Source organism: Cupriavidus sp. SW-Y-13 (genome assembly GCF_009793345.1).
Taxonomy (GTDB): domain Bacteria; phylum Pseudomonadota; class Gammaproteobacteria; order Burkholderiales; family Burkholderiaceae; genus Cupriavidus.
Map to the genome: position 1 here is coordinate 3,098,046 of NZ_WHLX01000001.1, position 16,208 is coordinate 3,114,253.

The following is a 16,208-nucleotide window of genomic DNA, read 5'->3' on the forward strand; positions in this document are numbered from 1 at the left end:
TCCTCCCCTCTCCCGCGCAGCGGGAGAGGGGAACAACCACCCGGAAGAGAGAAAGCTTAAGCCGCCTTCCGACTATCCCGCAGTTCCCTCCGCAAAATCTTCCCAACGTTAGTCTTCGGCAGCTCAGTGCGGAATTCCACGTACTTGGGTCGCTTGTAGCCCGTGAGCCGCTCCTTGCAGAAGGCGATCACGTCGGCTTCTGACAGGGCCGGATCTTTCTTGACCACGAACAGCTTGACCACCTCGCCCGAGTGCTGGTCCGGCACACCGACGGCTGCCACTTCCAGCACGCCCGGGCATTCCGCCACCACGCCTTCTACCTCGTTCGGATACACGTTGAAGCCCGAGACCAGGATCATGTCCTTCTTGCGGTCAACAATCTTCGTGTAGCCGCGTTCGTCCATCACGCCGATGTCGCCGGTCTTGAAGAAGCCGTCCGGAGTCATGACCTTGGCGGTCTCGTCCGGACGGTTCCAGTAGCCGGCCATCACCTGCGGGCCGCGCAGGCAGATCTCGCCGGGCTGGCCGAGTGGCAGTTCGTTGCCGTCGTCGTCGCGGATCGACACTTCGGTGGACGGCAGCGGCAAGCCGATGGTGCCAGAGAAGGCGTCGGTATCGGTCGGGTTGCAGGTGGCCGATGGCGATGTCTCGGACAGGCCGTATCCCTCGATGATCGGGCAGCCGGTCTTGGCCAGCCAGTTCTTTGCCACGGCTTCCTGCACGGCCATGCCACCACCGTTGGCCACGCGCAGGCCGGAGCAATCGACCTTGCTGAAATCGGGATGGTTCAGCAGCGCGTTGTAGAGCGTGTTCACAGCCGGGAACATGTTGAACTTGTACTTCTGCAGCTCCTTGATGAAACCCGGGATATCGCGCGGATTCGGAATCAGGATGCTCAGGCCGCCGCTCCGCATGCCCAGCAGGCAGCAGACCGTCAGCGCGAAGATGTGATACAGCGGCAGCGCCGTGATCGTGATGACCTGGTCGATGTGCGCACCCTTGGCCAGCGCCGGTTGCATCCATGCTTCGGACTGCAGCACGTTCGACACGATATTCCGGTGCAGCAGCACGGCGCCTTTCGATACCCCTGTCGTGCCGCCCGTGTACTGGAGAAAGGCGATGTCGTCCGGACCGGTGCTGACCGGCTTCAGTTCCATGCTGCGGCCTTCGGCCAGCACATCGTTGAAGCGCACGCAGGTGGGCAACTCCCACGCCGGCACCATCTTCTTGACGTTGCGCACCACGAAATTGACGATGGCACCCTTCAGCCCGCCCAGCATGTCGCCCATGCTGGCCACCACGATGTGCTTGACTGGCGTGGCAGGCAGCACAGCCTGCAGCGTGGAAGCAAAGTTCTCCAGGATGACGATGGCTTCTGCGCCGCTGTCCTTCAACTGGTGTTCCAGTTCACGCGGCGTGTAGAGCGGATTGACGTTGACCACCACGTACCCGGCGCGCAGCACAGCGGCCAGCACCACCGGATACTGCAGCACGTTCGGCATCATGATGGCCACGCGGGCACCGGCGCGCAGGCCACGTGCCTGGAGCCACGCCGCGAAGTGCCGCGAGAGCGCGTCCAGTTCGCCGTAGGTGATGGCCTTGTCCATGCAGATGAATGCACGGCGATCAGCGTAGGTACGGAACGATTCCTCGAGCAACTGGGCCAGCGAACGGAACTGGCTGGCGTCGATCTCTGCCGGTACGCCTGCCGGATAATGTTTCAGCCACAGCTTTTCCATACCGTCTCCTGAATTTTCTGAATGGTCGTTCGATTTTTTGGGAATGCTAAACGCCTGCCCCATGTAAAGACAACCCGTTAGACGAAGTCCTCCACGAATTCGATCGCGGAAATCGTGGATTATGCGTCACGCAGCCATACATTCGAGGGAATACCCTGACGATCTTTGCAACGATTGGCCGCGATCAATCAGGCCGGCAACACCAGCTTCATCATGTTCTGCGCCAGCTCGATCGCCAGCGTTTCAGGGTCCATGCGATCCGGTTCGTGCCAGGTGTACATGAAGCCGATCACGCCGCCCATGGAATGGGCTGTCACGCGCGCATCGCCGAAGGCGAACACGCCAGCCGCGCGCCCTTCTTCAAGCAGGCCATACAGGTCGCGGTAGAAATCGCGGGCCATGCTGTTGAGCCAGTCCACTGTCTCTGGCTGCAGGTACTGGTTGTCGCGGAAGCTCAACGCCGCTGCCACGTGGCATTTGACGCAGCGCCTCGCCATCTCCAGCAGGCAGGCATGCAGGCGCTCGCGCACCGGCAGGGACGGATCGGCCGTCTCGCGAATCACAGGCAGGCAGGTTTGCGCCGATTCGCGGCACAGGATGTCGAAGATCTCGTACTTGTCCGAGAAGTAGTAATAGACCGCGGGCTTGGTGACACCCAGCGCCCGGCATAGGTCGTTCATCGTCATGCCCGGGTAGCCTTTCGTGTAGAAAAGCTGCGCGGCGGTATCAAGGATCTGGCGTCGGCGCGCTTCCTGGCGTTCGGCAACGTGCGAGCGCGCCGGACCGTCCTCGCTCAGGGTGGCGGCAATGGTGGCGCGCGGCGTGTGGCCGGGTTTTCTCGGGGCATGAGACATAGGCGACATTCTCGCACGCACTGCGCTCGCCACCATCGGGAAACTCCCGCGATTCAGGGGATGGGCAGAGCGTTGTTCAGGGCCGCGCGGCAGGAGTGCCGGACTGTCCCGCTGTCAACGGCGTGACCTCCGTGGCCGGAGGCGCCAGCTTGCGCAGTGCGGCATCGCGCTCGGCAGGCGGAAGGTCGCCGATCTGGCGTGCTGCGGCGTAGAAGCGATCCCAGTCGCCGCCGGATTGCGCGAGCAGCGCCGTGAACGCGGGCACCCATTGCTGGTAAGTGGCCACGGCGGCCAGGTGGGCGTTGGTCAGCGGCTGGTCGAACCAGCGGTCGTAGCCGGTGTAGCCGGCCCACTCCGCTTTCAGCGTTCCGTACTCGTCACGCAGTTCTTCGAAGATGCGCGCCTTGCCCTGGCGCTTGGCGGCATCGTCCAGCGGGGATTTGTACAGCTTCACGAGCTTGTCGCGCGTATCGAGCAGCATCGCCCGGAACTGGCGGCGCCGGCCATCGTAGATCCGGTAGCTCGCACGTGCATCGGCCGAACCTTCCTGCGCCAGCCAGCGCTCTACGCCAGCGGCCTCCACCGCCGTGGCAAACGACTCGTTGAACGCGGTGTCGTTGCGCACGTAGACCACCTGGTGCGCCAGTTCGTGGAAGATCAGCCGCGCCAGTTCGCCCTCGGGCTGGTAGACAAAAGTGTTCAGCAGCGGATCGTCGAAATAGCCGAGCGTCGAGTAGGCCGGGATGCCTGCCACGTAGGCCTCGAAGCCTTCATCGCGCAAACCCTTCGCGTAATGCTCGGCATCGTTCTGGTCGTAGTAACCGCGATAGGTGATGCACCCGACCACCGGGAAGCACCACTTGCGCAGGTCCATCGACAGTTCGGGCGTGGCGAAGACGCTCCAGACCACATAGGGCCGGTGCAGATTGGCGTAGCGGCGATAGCTGCCGTTGTCGGGGAGCTTCAGTTCGCGTGAGGCGTAGTCGCGGATGCGGCGCGCCAGTTCGAGCCGTTGGGCGAGCCGGGCGTCGTTGGCGCCATTGGCCGTGGCGATGGCGTCGTCGATGGGCTTGGCCGAAGCCATCACGCCCAGGTGACCACCGATCGACTGATAGTAGTAGCCGATCGTGTCGCAGCCGGCCGCCAGTGCGCCCAGGGCGAGTATCGCGACGATACCCGCCAGGCGCCGGCGGGCCGGCCAACGGATCATGATGCCAATGCCTCCGAGGGGACCGCCTCCACTTCGACGAGGCAGTCGTAGAAGACCGGCGCGCGGCCCATGTCGGTGAGGCGCTGGCTGGTCAGTTCGTTGGCGTTCTTGCCATCCGGCGCCAGCTTCTTCCACCAGATCGACAGGCCCACGACCAGCCCGCGCTTGGCGCGATCCGTCACGCGGGCGCGCGCCTGCATGCTGCCGCGGTCGTTATACGCCCGCACCATCGCGCCGTGGACGATGCCGCGTGCGGCGGCGTCGTCCGGGTGGATGTCAAGATGCGGCTCGCCCTCGGTAGCACGCAGGCTATCCACATTGACGAACGAGCTGTTGAGGAAGTTGCGCGCCGGCGGCGAGATCATCGCCAGCGGATAGCGCGCGGCGAGTTCCGGGGCGGACGACGGCGCTTCGTACGGCGGCACATAGGCCGGCACGGGGTCCAGGCCGTCACGCGCCATCGCCTCCGAATAGAACTCGCACTTGCCGGATGGCGTCGGGAAATTACCGTCAGCGAACGGCGCGGCGCCGACACTCAGCTTCTGCCAGCCCTGCTCCTTGAGAGACTCCCAGCTGATGCCCGCCGCACGCTTGTCTTCGCGCAGGATGGCCTGGCTGGCGATGGTCTCGTCGCTATCGGCAAAACACGGCTCGGTGAAGCCCATGCGCGCCGCCAGCCGTCGGAAAATCTCCGTGTTCGGCAGCGCCTGGCCCAGCGGCTCCACGGCCTGGTTGTTGGCCAGGAAGTACGTGTGGCCGTAGGCCTTGTGCACATCGACGTGTTCGAGCTGCGTCGTGGCCGGCAGCACGAAATCGGCGTGGTCCGCCGTATCGGTGCGGAAGTGTTCCAGCACCACCGTGAACAGGTCTTCCCGTGCGAAGCCTTCGGCCACCTTCACCGACTCCGGTGCCACGGCCACGGGGTTGCTGTTGTAGACCACCACGGCCTCGATCTTCGGACCCTGGCCGGTGGTGCCATCATCGAGCAGGGCGTCGCCGATCGTGCTCATGTTCACGGTGCGCGGCTGGCTGGGCCAGTTCGGCAGCAGGTCCGGACGCTGCAGCGTCTCGTGATCGATCGGGAAGAAGCCGGACGTCGACAACTGCAGGCCGCCAGCTGCCTGGCGCCATGCGCCCACCAGGGACGGCAAGCTCGCGACCGCGCGCACCGCCTGGCCACCGCCGCGCACGCGCTGCATGCCGTAGTTCATACGGATCGCCACGGGCTGGCGCTCGCGCACGGCCAGATTGCCGTAGAGGCCGGCCAGCCACTCGATATCTTCCACCGGCACACCGCAGATCTCGGCGGCGCGGGCGGGCGGAAATTCCATCGCGCGCTCGCGCAGCGCGTCGAAGCCCACCGTATGCTGCGCGATGTAGTCGTGATCGAGCAGGTCGTCGCGAATCAGGATGTGGATCATCGCCAGCGCCAACGCGCCATCCGTGCCCGGCATCGGCGCAATGTGGCGATGGCACTTCTCGGCGGTCAGCGAGCGATACGGATCGATGGCTACCAGCGTGGCGCCGCGACGCTTGGCTTCCTGCACACGCGTCCACAGGTGCAGGTTCGATGCGATCGGATTGCCGCCCCAGATGATCACCAGCTTGGCGTCGACCACATGCTCCATGTCCATCCCGACGCTCGCGCCATAGGTGTACTTGAGCGCCGTGGCCCCTGCGCTGGCGCAGATCGTGCGATCCAGCAGCGACGCACCGAGCTTGTGGAAGAAGCGCGCCGCCATACTCTCGCCCTGCACCAGTCCCATCGTACCGGCGTAGCTGTACGGCACGATGGCTTCCGGATTGCGCGCCGCGATGGCTGACAGCCGCGCGGCGATTTCGTCGAGTGCCTCGTCCCACGACACCGATTCGAACTTGCCCTCGCCCTTGCGGCCCACGCGGCGCAGCGGCGTCAACACACGATTTGGATGATAGGTGCGTTCGGTATAGCGCGACACCTTCGTGCAAAGCACCCCTTGCGTGCCGGGATGGTCTGGATCACCGGCCACCTTGATCGCGCGCCCGTCCTCCACGGTGACGAGCAATGCACAGGTATCGGGGCAATCATGGGGACAGGCGGCACGAACGATGCGGGGGGCCATGGCGATCAGAGGTAATTCAGGCTGGGGCGCCCGGTACGGGCAGAAAAGACAGCAGGCCGGGCGCGTGTCAACGGCGTGACTGTGGCGCCACTGCGTCGGCGAAAACCTGCCGGACCGGGGAATTTGTTTGGCTCCGATTGTATTCGATTATGATGTGCCGGCGCAGTCCGGCCCTCGGTCGGAAGCCCGTATCGGCACAAGACCGGACAAGGGATGCGGGTCCGCCAGCAGCACAGAACATCAGAATCAATCAGAACGTTGTACGGATTTTTTTGACGGGGATTTACATGGGTTTCAAGACAGGGGTCAAGCGCCGGCAGCTGATGGTCGGCGTGATGGTGGCGTCCGCCATCGCGGCATGCGGCGTATCGGGTGCCGCGCTGGGCGTCAACACTGCCGCCGGGGAAACCGGGGTGACGGCCGACACCATCGTACTGGGCCAGTCGGCCGCGCTGACGGGCTCCACCGCAGTGCTCGGCAAGCAGATGAACGCGGGCGCGCGCCTGTACTTCGACCACATCAACAGCCAGGGCGGCGTGTTCGGACGCAAGATCGAGCTTAAGGCGCTCGACGACATGTACGAGCCCGACGAGGCCATCAAGAACACCAGGAAGCTGATCGAGGAAGAGCGCGTCTTCGCGCTGTTCGGCTACGTGGGCACGCCGACGAGCCAGGCCGTGCTGCCGCTGGTCAATCACATGCGCATCCCGTTCTTCGCGCCCTTCACGGGCGCGCAATCGCTGCGCGAGCCGCACAGCCGCTATGTGTTCCACGTGCGCGCCGGCTACGACGAGGAAACTGCTGCCATCGTGCGCCAGATCCGCACCACCGGGCTCAAGCGCATCGCCGTGGTCTACAACGACGACGCCTATGGCCGCGCTGGCATCTCGGGCATCGAGCACGCCATCAAGACGCTGCCGGCCGACAGCGGTGTGAAGCTGGTGGCGCAGGAAAGCGTGATCCGCAACACCGTCGAGATCGGCGACGCCATGCAGGGCGCGATGAAGGCCAAGCCCGATGCCGTAGTGCTGATCAGCGCCTACCGCACCGTGGGCGCTTTCGTGAAGGAAGCGCTGCGCCGGGGCTACAGTGGCCAGTTCTACAACGTGTCGTTCGTCGGCACGCAGGCACTGGCCCGCGAAGTGGGCCCGCAAGGCAGCGGTGTGATCATCTCGCAGGTGATGCCGCATCCGGGCAACGCCACGCTGCCGGTGGTGCGCGAATACCTGCGCCTGCTGCAGGCCGCCGGCAAATCGAACGAGTTCGACTACGCCAGTATCGAAGGCTTCATCGCCGCCAAGGCATTCGTGGAAGGATTGCGCCGCGCGGGCAAGGACTTGACCCGCGAACGCTTTGTCACCGCCATGGAAAGCATGCGCAATGTAGACCTCGGCGGCTACATCGTCCAGTTCGGACCAGACAACCACGTCGGGTCGAAGTTCGTGGAGATGACGATCATTAATTCGAAGGGTGCGGTGATTCGGTAGTGCTCTACCGCTTCGTCTGGCTTGCTCCCCTCTCCCGCAAAGCGGGAGAGGGGAGAACACCGACAGGGAGACTAGGCGGCATCATTCAAATGACAAGCCGACCACCGCATCGGCGCGATCTCCTTCAGCATCGGTTGCTCCTCCCTGCAACGCGGCATGGCGTGCGGGCAGCGTGGATGGAAGTGACAACCCATCGGCGGATTCAGAGGCGACGGGATTTCTCCGCGAATCGCCCCATACGTCTTCTTGCCAACCTCCAGCTTCGGCGCCTCGGCCAGCAGTGCCTGCGTGTACGGATGGTTGGGTGACGAAAACACCTGCTCAGTGGGCGCTGACTCCACCACGCGCCCCAGGTACATGATCATCACGCGGTCGCTAATGTGCTTGACCACGCCGAGGTCGTGACTGATGAAGAGGTAAGTCAGGTTCAGCTCTTCGCGCAGCCGCATGAACAGGTTCAGCACCTGGGCCTGGATCGATACATCGAGCGCCGCTACCGACTCATCGCAGACCAGGAATTCCGGCTTCACGGCCAGCGCCCGTGCGATGCCGATGCGTGCCCGCTGACCGCCCGAGAACTGGTGCGGGAAACGACGCAGCACCGTGGGGTCCATGCCCACGCGCACGAGCATGTCTTCCACATACGCCTGCTGCGCGCCCTTCTCGACCATGCCATGCACGACCGGCGCCTCGCCGACGATATCCAGCACACGCAGGCGCGGATTCAGCGACGCGTACGGGTCCTGGAAGATCATCTGGATCGCCAGTTGCCGCTCGCGCTTCTTCTCGGGCGGCAACCGGTCGAGATCGGTCCCGCGCCATAGCCGCTCGCCTTCGGTCAACGAATGCAGGCCCACCGCCATGCGTCCGAGCGTGGACTTGCCGCAGCCCGACTCGCCCACCAGCCCGACGACTTCGCCGGTACGGATCGCCAGGTCCACCTTGTCCACGGCGTGCACCACTTCCATCTTCTGCTTTGCGCCGAAGACGTTGGCGATCTTCGCGGCCACATCGAGCGACTTCACGAAACGCTTCGACACGCTGCGCAGTTCCAGCAGCGGCGCCGGCGGCATGCTGCTCTCCGCGTTCGGTACAGCCACTGCGGCATTGGGGGTATCGATCACCGGCGTGCTCATGCAGCCTCCTGCTGGGCATGGACCGGATGGAAGCAGCGTAGCTGACGACCATCGGGCGAGGTATCGAGCGGCGGATCGGTCTTGCAGATTTCCGTGGCGTAGGGACAACGATTGCGGAACGAGCAGCCGCCCGGCAGGTTCAGAAGCGACGGCGTCATGCCCGGGATCTGCCGCAGTGGCGTACCGCGTGGATTGCGCGATGGCGCCGAGCCGATCAGCCCATGCGTGTATGGATGCCCAGGACGCTCCAGCACCTGTCGCACATCGCCCGATTCCACGATCTTGCCGGCGTACATCACACACACCTTGTCCGCGAGACCGGCCACCACGGACAGGTCATGCGTGATCCAGATCAGCGCGGTGCCCGACTCGCGACACAGCGTCTGCATCTCGTAAAGGATCTGGCCCTGGATCGTCACGTCGAGTGCCGTGGTGGGTTCGTCGGCGATGATCAGGTCCGGCTTGTTCAGCAGCGCGATGGCGATGGCCACGCGTTGCCGCATGCCGCCAGAGAACTGATGCGGATAGGCCAGTAACCGCTCGTCGGGCGACGGAATGCCTACGCGTGCCAGCGCATTGCGAGCGCGCTCGCGGGCCGCGGCCTTGCTGACGTTGTCATGGGCACGCACGGCCTCGATCATCTGCGTGTCGATACGCAGGACCGGGTTCAGCGTCATCATCGGATCTTGAAAGATCATGGCGATGCGATTGCCGCGCACATCGCGTTGCTGCGCGGCAGTGAGCGTGCGCAGGTCGCGCGTGACACCGTCGCGGCTGGTCAGCGCGATGCGACCATCGACGACCTTGCCCGGTGGATCGATCAATCCCATGATCGAGTACCCGGTCATGGATTTGCCAGAACCCGATTCCCCGACCAGTCCCATGATTTCGCCGCGTTCCACCGTGAACGACACATCGTCCACGGCCTTGGCCACGCCGGCGCGTGTGAAGAACTGCGTCTTCAGGTTTTCAACGACGAGAGTCGGCTGCGTCATGTTGGCTCCCGTTCGATCATTGCGTTTGCAGGCGCGGGTTCAGCACATCGCGCAACTGGTCGGCCACGAGGTTCATCGCCACGATGGTGATCACCAGTGCGATGCCCGGGAAGAAACTGATCCAGTACTTGCCCGACAGCATGTACTGCTGGCCGTTGGCGATCAGCATGCCCAGCGACGGTTCCGTCACCGGCACGCCCAGCCCCAAGAACGACAGCGTGGCTTCGAGGGTGATGGCGGATGCCACCTGCAGCGCAGCAATCACGATCAGCGGCGGCAGGCAGTTCGGCAGCAAATGCCGGAACATGATGCGACGCGGGGGCAGCCCCAGGCACGTGGCCGCCTCGATATATTCCTTGCGCCGCTCCACCAGCGCCGCGCTGCGCGTAGTCCGCGCGTAGTAAGCCCACTGCACGGCCACCAGCGCGATCACGATATTGCCAATGCCGGGCCGCAGGAATGCCAGAAGGATCAGCGCCAGCAGGATTGGCGGAAACGAAAGCTGCAGGTCGGCCACGCGCATGATGAACACTTCCGTGCGGCCGCCGAGAAAACCGGCCAGCAGACCCAGTGTCGCGCCGATCAGCAGGGCGATCACCGTGCTCACCACACCCACGCCCACACTGATACGCAGGCCGTACATCACGGCCGACAACATATCGCGGCCCTGTTCGTCGGAACCCATCAGGAAGGTCATGCCCATGCCGGACTGTTCGCCCGGCGCCATGCGCGCATCGAGCACATCGAGCGTGGCGAGGTCGTACGGATTCTGCGGCGCCAGCCATGGCGCGAAGATCGCAATCAGCAGCAGCACGATCAGCGTGACAAGGCCCAGCACCGCCAGCTTGCTCTCCAGGAACTGCCGCGCGAAGCGGCGGAACGGGGTCTGCTCCTTCACGGCGGCCACTGGCGTGGCGGCGGCATCGGGTACGGTCGGAGTGCTCATGGCTCAGCCCTTGTTGTCAGCGATGCGCACGCGCGGATCGAGCATGCTGTAGACGATGTCCACCAGCAGGTTGATCAGGATGAACAGCGTCACGATGACCATCAGGTACGCGACGATCACTGGGCGGTCCAGCAACTGGATCGAGTCGATAATCAGCTTGCCCATGCCGGGCCATGCAAAGATCGATTCGGTAACGATGGCGAACGCGATGATCGAACCGAACTGCAGCGCGATCACCGTGACAATGGGAATCAGGATGTTCTTGAGCACGTGTACGCCAACGATGCGCGTGTTCGACAGCCCCTTGGCGCGCGCGAACTTCACGTAGTCCTGCAGCATCGCCTCCTGCGTGCCAGCCCGCGTGAGCCGGATCACCATCGCGATATTGAGCAGCGACAGCGTGATGGCGGGCAGGATCAGGTGCCGGATGCCATCCAGCGTCAGGAAACTCAGCGACATGCCGAGCACCCGTACCGTCTCGCCGCGTCCGTTCGACGGCAGCCAGCCGAGTTGCACGGCAAACACCATGATCAGCATCAGGCCCACCCAGAACGTGGGCAGCGAGAAGCCGAGAATTGACACGGTCATGATGGTCTTGCCCGCCACGCCATTCGGCCGCAGTCCGGCCCACAGTCCCAGCGGAATACCGAGCACGATAGCGAGAAGGATCGCGCAGATGGCCAGCTCCATCGTGGCCGGCATGCGTTCGAAAATCAGCTTGAGCGCTGGGGTGCCATGGGCGAATGATGTTCCCAGATTTCCGTGCAGCGCGTTCTGCAGGAAGATCCAGTACTGCTCCCATAGTGGCTTGTCGAGACCGAGCGCGGCAATGGTGCGCTTGATGTCTTCCTGGTCGGCCTGCGGGCTGATCAGGATGTCGACCGGATTGCCGATCGCAAACACGCCGAGAAAGACGAGCAACGACATGACCAGCAGCACGATCACGCTCTGCATCAGTCGCCGGATGATGAAAACCAGCATGTTTCAGACGCTATCCTTTCGCCGGTGTGCCATGGCACGGCCAGCGGGTTCGCGACCCACGGGGGATGTCGTGGGCAGTACGCCCGGCCATTCTGGCGGGCCGGGGCCGCGATGATACCGGAGCCGGCCGGCTGCTGCGCCGGCCCCGTGCTGCGACTATCGACTTATTGCTGCGGCTTGAAGAGGTGCGCGTAGGTGCGCTCATCGGTACGCGGCACGTACGTGATGCCCTTCTGTGTTGCCCAGGTGGTGACCTGATGGTGGATCGGAATGATGCCGCCGTCCAGCACGGCAATCGCCGTGGCTTCCTGCAGCAGCTTCGATCGCTCGGGGTCTTCCACCGTCGCCAGCGCCTTTTCCAGCACGACGTCCATCTTCGGATTGCAGTACTCACCCCAGTTGGTGGTGCCGAAGCCCTTCTTCGAATCCTCGCACGCCAGCAGCGCACGCAGCGGCGAGCTGACTTCGCCAGTCTGTGCACCCCATCCCAGCAGGCCGAACGACCATTCGTGCTTGATACCCTTCGACGAGTATGTGGCCATCGGCATGCCTTCCACCTTCGTATTGATGCCGATGCGGGTGAGGTTCTGCGCGATGGTCTGCGCAATCTTCTCGTCGTTCACATAGCGGTTGTTCGGCGTGTGCAGCGTGATGCCGAAGCCGTTCGGATAACCCGCGTCAGCCAGCATCTTCTTGGCGGCTTCCGGGTCGTACTTCAGCGTCTTCAGGGCCGGGTTGTAGCCGAATAGCGTGGGCGGCACCAGGTTGTTCGTCGGCTCGGACAAGCCTTCCATCAGCCGGTCCTTGATGCCCTGCCGGTTGATAGCCGTGCTGATGGCAATACGCACCCGCGCATCCTTCAGCGGGTTCTTGTCCATCGGCTGGCCTTCCTTCGTCGTGACAAACGGCGACTTGTCACGCTTGGCATCGAAGTACAGGTAGATCACGCGATGCGAGATCTTCGAGAAGAACTGCAGCTTGGGATCGTTGCGAACCTTCGGCAGGTCCGGGGTCGGCACGTTCTCGATGGCCTGCACATCGCCGGAAAGCAGCGCGGCGAGGCGCGTGGCCGGGTTCGGGATGAAGCGCAGCGTGACCTTGTCCCAGGCCGGCTTCGCACCCCAGTAGTCGGGGTTGCGAACCAGTTCCACCCGATCGTCGCGGGCATAGCTCACGAACTTGAACGGACCCGTGCCGATCATCCCCTTGCCCTGCGCAAAGTCATCAGAGGTCAGACCCTGCGTGGCCTTCTTCTGCACCATGAAGATCGACGTCAGGTCATTCAGCATTAACGGATACGGCTGATTGGTAGTCAGCTGGATCGTGTACTTGTCGATGATCTTCTTGTTGATGATCGCCTTGGTGTAGACGTCGAACTTGCCCGGGCTGTTGAGAATGGTGGCCGGACGATCGAGCGACCACACCACATCCTCGGTGGTGAGTTCCGTGCCATCGTGCCACTTCACACCCTTGCGGATCTTGAACTCCCATGTCAGGTTGTTCACCAGCTTCCACGACTCCGCCAGCCCCGGCACGATCTTGCTGTCGGGGTCGAGCTTGATCAGCGAATCGAACACGTGCTCGGACACATTGATGTTCGAGAACAGGTTGTAGAAATGCGGGTCCATCGAGGTCGGCGGCGAACTCAAGGCAATCTTGATATCGGCGGCGAGCGCAGGGGCTGACAGGCCGAGGGCAAGAGCGCCAGCCAATATGACCGTGCCGGCCTTCTTGCCAAGCGCCTTCTTGACGTTGCTGAGGGACATCGTGCGATTCTCCCTGGAGGGATGTCTTGAAATGACAATATGGATCAGCCACGCACCCACTGTGACCACGATGAAAAGGCCGCGTTTTGGTGCGGCGTTCCACCGTGCAGCGCGGGGCGCAACCGGCCGGGCACTTCAAGCATGAACTGTTCCAGCACGCGACGGTGGCCGCCATGCGGGGAAACCCACCCGCACTCAGCTTCCCGTCGATGCGGCGCTGCACCAGTTTCTACGGTCAACGTGACGCTCTGGCCTTGTTTTGGCGCTTCTACGATAGGCGTCGTATGATCGGGGTATCGCAAATGTCCGATCAGCCTCGACGGCATCATGAAGCTCATTCCCGAAATCCTTCAGGCGCAAGCCGAAATCCGCGCCATCCGACGCGATATACACGCTCACCCGGAACTCTGCTTCGAGGAGCAGCGCACCGCCGATGTCGTAGCAAAGAATCTTGAATCCTGGGGCATCGAAGTCCATCGCGGCCTGGGTACCACCGGCCTGGTGGGCGTGCTGCGCAACGGCACCGGCACCCGCTCGATCGGCCTACGCGCTGACATGGATGCCCTGCCGCTACAGGAAGCCAACACGTTCGGCCATCGTTCGCAGCACGAAGGCAAGATGCACGCATGTGGTCACGATGGTCACACGGCGATGCTGCTTGGCGCCGCGCGCTACCTGGCCGAACATCGCAACTTCGACGGCACGGTACATCTGATTTTCCAGCCTGCTGAAGAAGGCGGTGGCGGCGCGCGCGAGATGATCAAGGACGGCCTGTTCGAACGCTTCCCGTGCGATGCCGTGTTCGGCATGCACAACTGGCCCGGCATGCCGGTGGGTTCGTTCGGCACGACGGCCGGTCCGCTCATGGCATCGAGCAATGAATTCAAGATCGTGGTGCGGGGCAAGGGCGCCCATGCCGCAATGCCGCACAACGGTTGCGATCCGGTGTTCACCGGCGCGCAAATCGTCTCGGCACTGCAGGGCATCATCACGCGCAACAAGCGTCCGATCGATACGGCCGTGATCTCGGTGACGCAGTTCCATGGTGGGGACGCCACGAACATTGTGCCGAACGAAGTCTGGCTCGGCGGTACGGTGCGGACCTTCACCGTGGAGGTGCTCGACCTGATCGAGCGGCGCATGGAGGAAGTGTCGCGCGCAGTGGCGCAGGCATTCGATTGCACGATCGATTTCGAATTCCGCCGCAACTACCCGCCGACCATCAACAGCGCGGCGGAAGCCGAATTCGCCGTGGGGATCGCGAGCGAACTCGTGGGCGCATCGAACGTGGATGGCAACGTGGAGCCGACGATGGGCGCCGAAGACTTCTCGTTCATGCTGCAGGAGAAGCCGGGCTGTTACCTGTTCATTGGCAATGGCGAAGGCTCACACCGAGAGGCTGGCCACGGCATGGGCCCGTGCATGCTGCACAACCCGAGCTACGACTTTAACGACGAATTGCTGCCGGTTGGCTCGACGTTCTTCGTGAAGCTTGTGGAGAAGTGGCTACCTGCGGCCTGATCCGAGGAAGGACGCCGGCCTATACTGGCCGTCGTCCGCCTCGCAGGCACTAGTCGATTGCGATATCACCGTACCAGGATTCGGCACGACTCTTTGTATTATCGGTATCGGTCATCAAGCCGACAGCCAGGATCTTGCCGGGATCCGAACCGAACGCCTTCCGATAGTCGGCACGTAAATCCCGCTCATGGCATCGCCATTCATTCGTGTGGCGCGTGCCCGAATCGACGACGATCATGCGCACCCGATCGGTGTGTGGATTGTTCAGAATGCTGCCTTCCGGCCGACGGCCACCCCAGATGTACATCAGCGTGGCATAGGGCATCTCACGGCCCGTGGTGATGCGCGCCATTTCGTACATCAGCTGGTCACGTAGCGGCAAACTGCTGCGATCTCCGTCGAACGCCACGAAAATTCGCAGCGGCGCATCCTCGCGATGACTCACCGCGTTATCGGCAACACGGATCACATCACGCGTCTTCCAGCGCCAACGCAACGTTCGGGCTTCGCGTTCGGTCAGCGGGACGTAGAGACCGGACGCCGACGCATCGGCCTGTGCGTGCAAGACCGTATGCTGGTCCAGTTCGGTCAGGCTATAACGCGTGGGCGTCTTGTTCCGATTGACCCTCCAGGGCTGCCAGCCGGTCGACTGCATCTGGCCTGAGGACGCCAGCAGGGAAAATGGCGGTAGTTGCGCCAGGGGCTGCGCCAATTCGGCGTCAGCTTCGGCTTCGCCATCCGCGCCAGCTTCCGCATCGACGTCAGAAGGCGCACTCCGGTTGGCGAGCGCCAACGGATCGGGAGTCGCCGCGGCCGAAGCCGTGATCGGCACGGCTTTTACCGCGAACGTCTTGCAACTCCCATCTGAAATATCCGCCATCTTCGACGGATCCACTGGCGGCAATGCCGATGATGCACAGCCGGCGAGCAATACGATACCCGCAACACATGCCAGTGCTGGCCTAAACTCCTTGGCCATAAGACCCCCTGAACCCTGTTTCCCCACCCGCTAGCCAAATCTCAACAACATGCGTCAGGCCATGCGGCACCGCGACTTCCTGTTGCAGACTGCATCGCGCTAATTTCGGTACAGCGCTTGAGAGTGGACCTTATCAGAAGCGTATTGAGGCCGGAATGCTCCGGGACCCTGAAAACAGGAATACAACAACCCCGGTATCAACGTTAAACCCGAAGACCCAAAGACAAAACCCCTCGCAGCGTTGGCTGTCGAGGGGTTTTGGGGCATAAGAGCCTGGCGATGACCTACTTTCACACGGGTATCCGCACTATCATCGGCGCAAAGTCGTTTCACGGTCCTGTTCGGGATGGGAAGGGGTGGTTCCGACTCGCTATGGTCACCAGGCATAAGGGGTTGCCTGCGCTGACGAGTGTCAACGCGGGCGAATTGGGTGTAGTAAAGGTTGGGTTGTGTTGTGTCGACCTTGGGCACAAGGCGGATCACAGACACCAG

The 16,208-nt window shown here is 63.1% G+C and carries 12 protein-coding genes and 1 rRNA gene; 2 read left to right on the forward strand and 11 right to left on the reverse strand.

Annotation, left to right across the window (positions count from 1 at the left end; genetic code table 11):
* Positions 1-56 precede the first annotated feature (56 nt).
* The 4 genes from GA566_RS13865 to GA566_RS13880 all read right to left on the reverse strand — a co-directional run bounded on the left by GA566_RS13865 (position 57) and on the right by GA566_RS13880 (position 5,905).
* A complete protein-coding gene (locus tag GA566_RS13865) occupies positions 57-1,739 on the reverse strand; it encodes a long-chain fatty acid--CoA ligase (RefSeq protein ID WP_137928238.1) in 1,683 nt (560 codons plus the stop codon).
* A 188-nt stretch (positions 1,740-1,927) separates the two neighbouring features.
* The gene (locus GA566_RS13870) at positions 1,928-2,593 is read right to left on the reverse strand and encodes a TetR/AcrR family transcriptional regulator (RefSeq protein ID WP_202126699.1); all 666 of its coding nucleotides are present in this window, start codon (positions 2,591-2,593) and stop codon (positions 1,928-1,930) included.
* A gap of 76 nt (positions 2,594-2,669) precedes the next feature.
* Complete coding sequence (locus tag GA566_RS13875) at positions 2,670-3,803, reverse strand: aminopeptidase (RefSeq protein WP_160473001.1); 1,134 nt, start codon at positions 3,801-3,803, stop codon at positions 2,670-2,672.
* Positions 3,800-5,905: a molybdopterin-dependent oxidoreductase gene (locus GA566_RS13880; protein ID WP_160473002.1), complete on the reverse strand. Its 2,106-nt coding sequence runs from the start codon at positions 5,903-5,905 to the stop codon at positions 3,800-3,802. Before GA566_RS13880 ends, GA566_RS13875 begins: the two co-directional genes overlap by 4 nt.
* 287 nt (positions 5,906-6,192) lie before the next feature.
* Here GA566_RS13880 and GA566_RS13885 point away from each other — a divergent pair, with 287 nt between their 5' ends.
* Positions 6,193-7,392 carry an ABC transporter substrate-binding protein gene (locus tag GA566_RS13885; protein WP_137928242.1) on the forward strand — a complete coding sequence of 400 codons (1,200 nt, stop codon included), beginning with the start codon at positions 6,193-6,195 and terminating at the stop codon, positions 7,390-7,392.
* Between the two features lie 71 nt (positions 7,393-7,463).
* On the opposite strand, the gene GA566_RS13890 is transcribed toward GA566_RS13885, so the two are convergent.
* The 5 genes from GA566_RS13890 to GA566_RS13910 form a co-directional block, all read right to left on the reverse strand.
* A complete protein-coding gene (locus tag GA566_RS13890; protein ID WP_160473003.1) occupies positions 7,464-8,528 on the reverse strand; it encodes an ABC transporter ATP-binding protein in 1,065 nt (354 codons plus the stop codon).
* A complete protein-coding gene (locus GA566_RS13895) occupies positions 8,525-9,523 on the reverse strand; it encodes an ABC transporter ATP-binding protein (RefSeq protein WP_160473004.1) in 999 nt (332 codons plus the stop codon). The genes GA566_RS13890 and GA566_RS13895 overlap by 4 nt, the downstream gene beginning before the upstream one ends.
* Before the next feature lie 16 nt (positions 9,524-9,539).
* On the reverse strand, positions 9,540-10,469 hold the full coding sequence (locus tag GA566_RS13900) for an ABC transporter permease (protein ID WP_137928245.1): 930 nt from the start codon (positions 10,467-10,469) through the stop codon (positions 9,540-9,542).
* A 3-nt stretch (positions 10,470-10,472) separates the two neighbouring features.
* Positions 10,473-11,450, reverse strand: a complete 978-nt coding sequence (locus GA566_RS13905) for an ABC transporter permease (protein ID WP_137928246.1) — start codon at positions 11,448-11,450, stop codon at positions 10,473-10,475.
* A 164-nt stretch (positions 11,451-11,614) separates the two neighbouring features.
* Positions 11,615-13,216: an ABC transporter substrate-binding protein gene (locus GA566_RS13910; RefSeq protein ID WP_160473005.1), complete on the reverse strand. Its 1,602-nt coding sequence runs from the start codon at positions 13,214-13,216 to the stop codon at positions 11,615-11,617.
* 327 nt (positions 13,217-13,543) lie between these two features.
* On the opposite strand from GA566_RS13910, the gene GA566_RS13915 reads away from it, so the two are divergent.
* Positions 13,544-14,737 carry a M20 aminoacylase family protein gene (locus tag GA566_RS13915; RefSeq protein ID WP_160473006.1) on the forward strand — a complete coding sequence of 398 codons (1,194 nt, stop codon included), beginning with the start codon at positions 13,544-13,546 and terminating at the stop codon, positions 14,735-14,737.
* Between the two features lie 49 nt (positions 14,738-14,786).
* On the opposite strand, the gene GA566_RS13920 is transcribed toward GA566_RS13915, so the two are convergent.
* Complete coding sequence (locus GA566_RS13920) at positions 14,787-15,716, reverse strand: DUF3047 domain-containing protein (protein WP_137928250.1); 930 nt, start codon at positions 15,714-15,716, stop codon at positions 14,787-14,789.
* Positions 15,717-15,987: 271 nt separating this feature from the next.
* A 5S ribosomal RNA gene (gene rrf / locus GA566_RS13925) occupies positions 15,988-16,100 on the reverse strand.
* Positions 16,101-16,208 lie beyond the last annotated feature (108 nt).

Coding starts and splice junctions, on each gene's coding strand:
- GA566_RS13905 (WP_137928246.1), bottom strand. CDS start 11,450: ATGCTGGTTTTCATCATCCGGCGACTGATGCAGAGCGTGATCGTGCTG.
- GA566_RS13885 (WP_137928242.1), top strand. CDS start 6,193: ATGGGTTTCAAGACAGGGGTCAAGCGCCGGCAGCTGATGGTCGGCGTG.
- GA566_RS13870 (WP_202126699.1), bottom strand. CDS start 2,593: ATGTCTCATGCCCCGAGAAAACCCGGCCACACGCCGCGCGCCACCATT.
- GA566_RS13915 (WP_160473006.1), top strand. CDS start 13,544: ATGAAGCTCATTCCCGAAATCCTTCAGGCGCAAGCCGAAATCCGCGCC.
- GA566_RS13910 (WP_160473005.1), bottom strand. CDS start 13,216: ATGTCCCTCAGCAACGTCAAGAAGGCGCTTGGCAAGAAGGCCGGCACG.
- GA566_RS13880 (WP_160473002.1), bottom strand. CDS start 5,905: ATGGCCCCCCGCATCGTTCGTGCCGCCTGTCCCCATGATTGCCCCGAT.
- GA566_RS13895 (WP_160473004.1), bottom strand. CDS start 9,523: ATGACGCAGCCGACTCTCGTCGTTGAAAACCTGAAGACGCAGTTCTTC.
- GA566_RS13890 (WP_160473003.1), bottom strand. CDS start 8,528: ATGAGCACGCCGGTGATCGATACCCCCAATGCCGCAGTGGCTGTACCG.
- GA566_RS13920 (WP_137928250.1), bottom strand. CDS start 15,716: ATGGCCAAGGAGTTTAGGCCAGCACTGGCATGTGTTGCGGGTATCGTA.
- GA566_RS13865 (WP_137928238.1), bottom strand. CDS start 1,739: ATGGAAAAGCTGTGGCTGAAACATTATCCGGCAGGCGTACCGGCAGAG.
- GA566_RS13875 (WP_160473001.1), bottom strand. CDS start 3,803: ATGATCCGTTGGCCGGCCCGCCGGCGCCTGGCGGGTATCGTCGCGATA.
- GA566_RS13900 (WP_137928245.1), bottom strand. CDS start 10,469: ATGAGCACTCCGACCGTACCCGATGCCGCCGCCACGCCAGTGGCCGCC.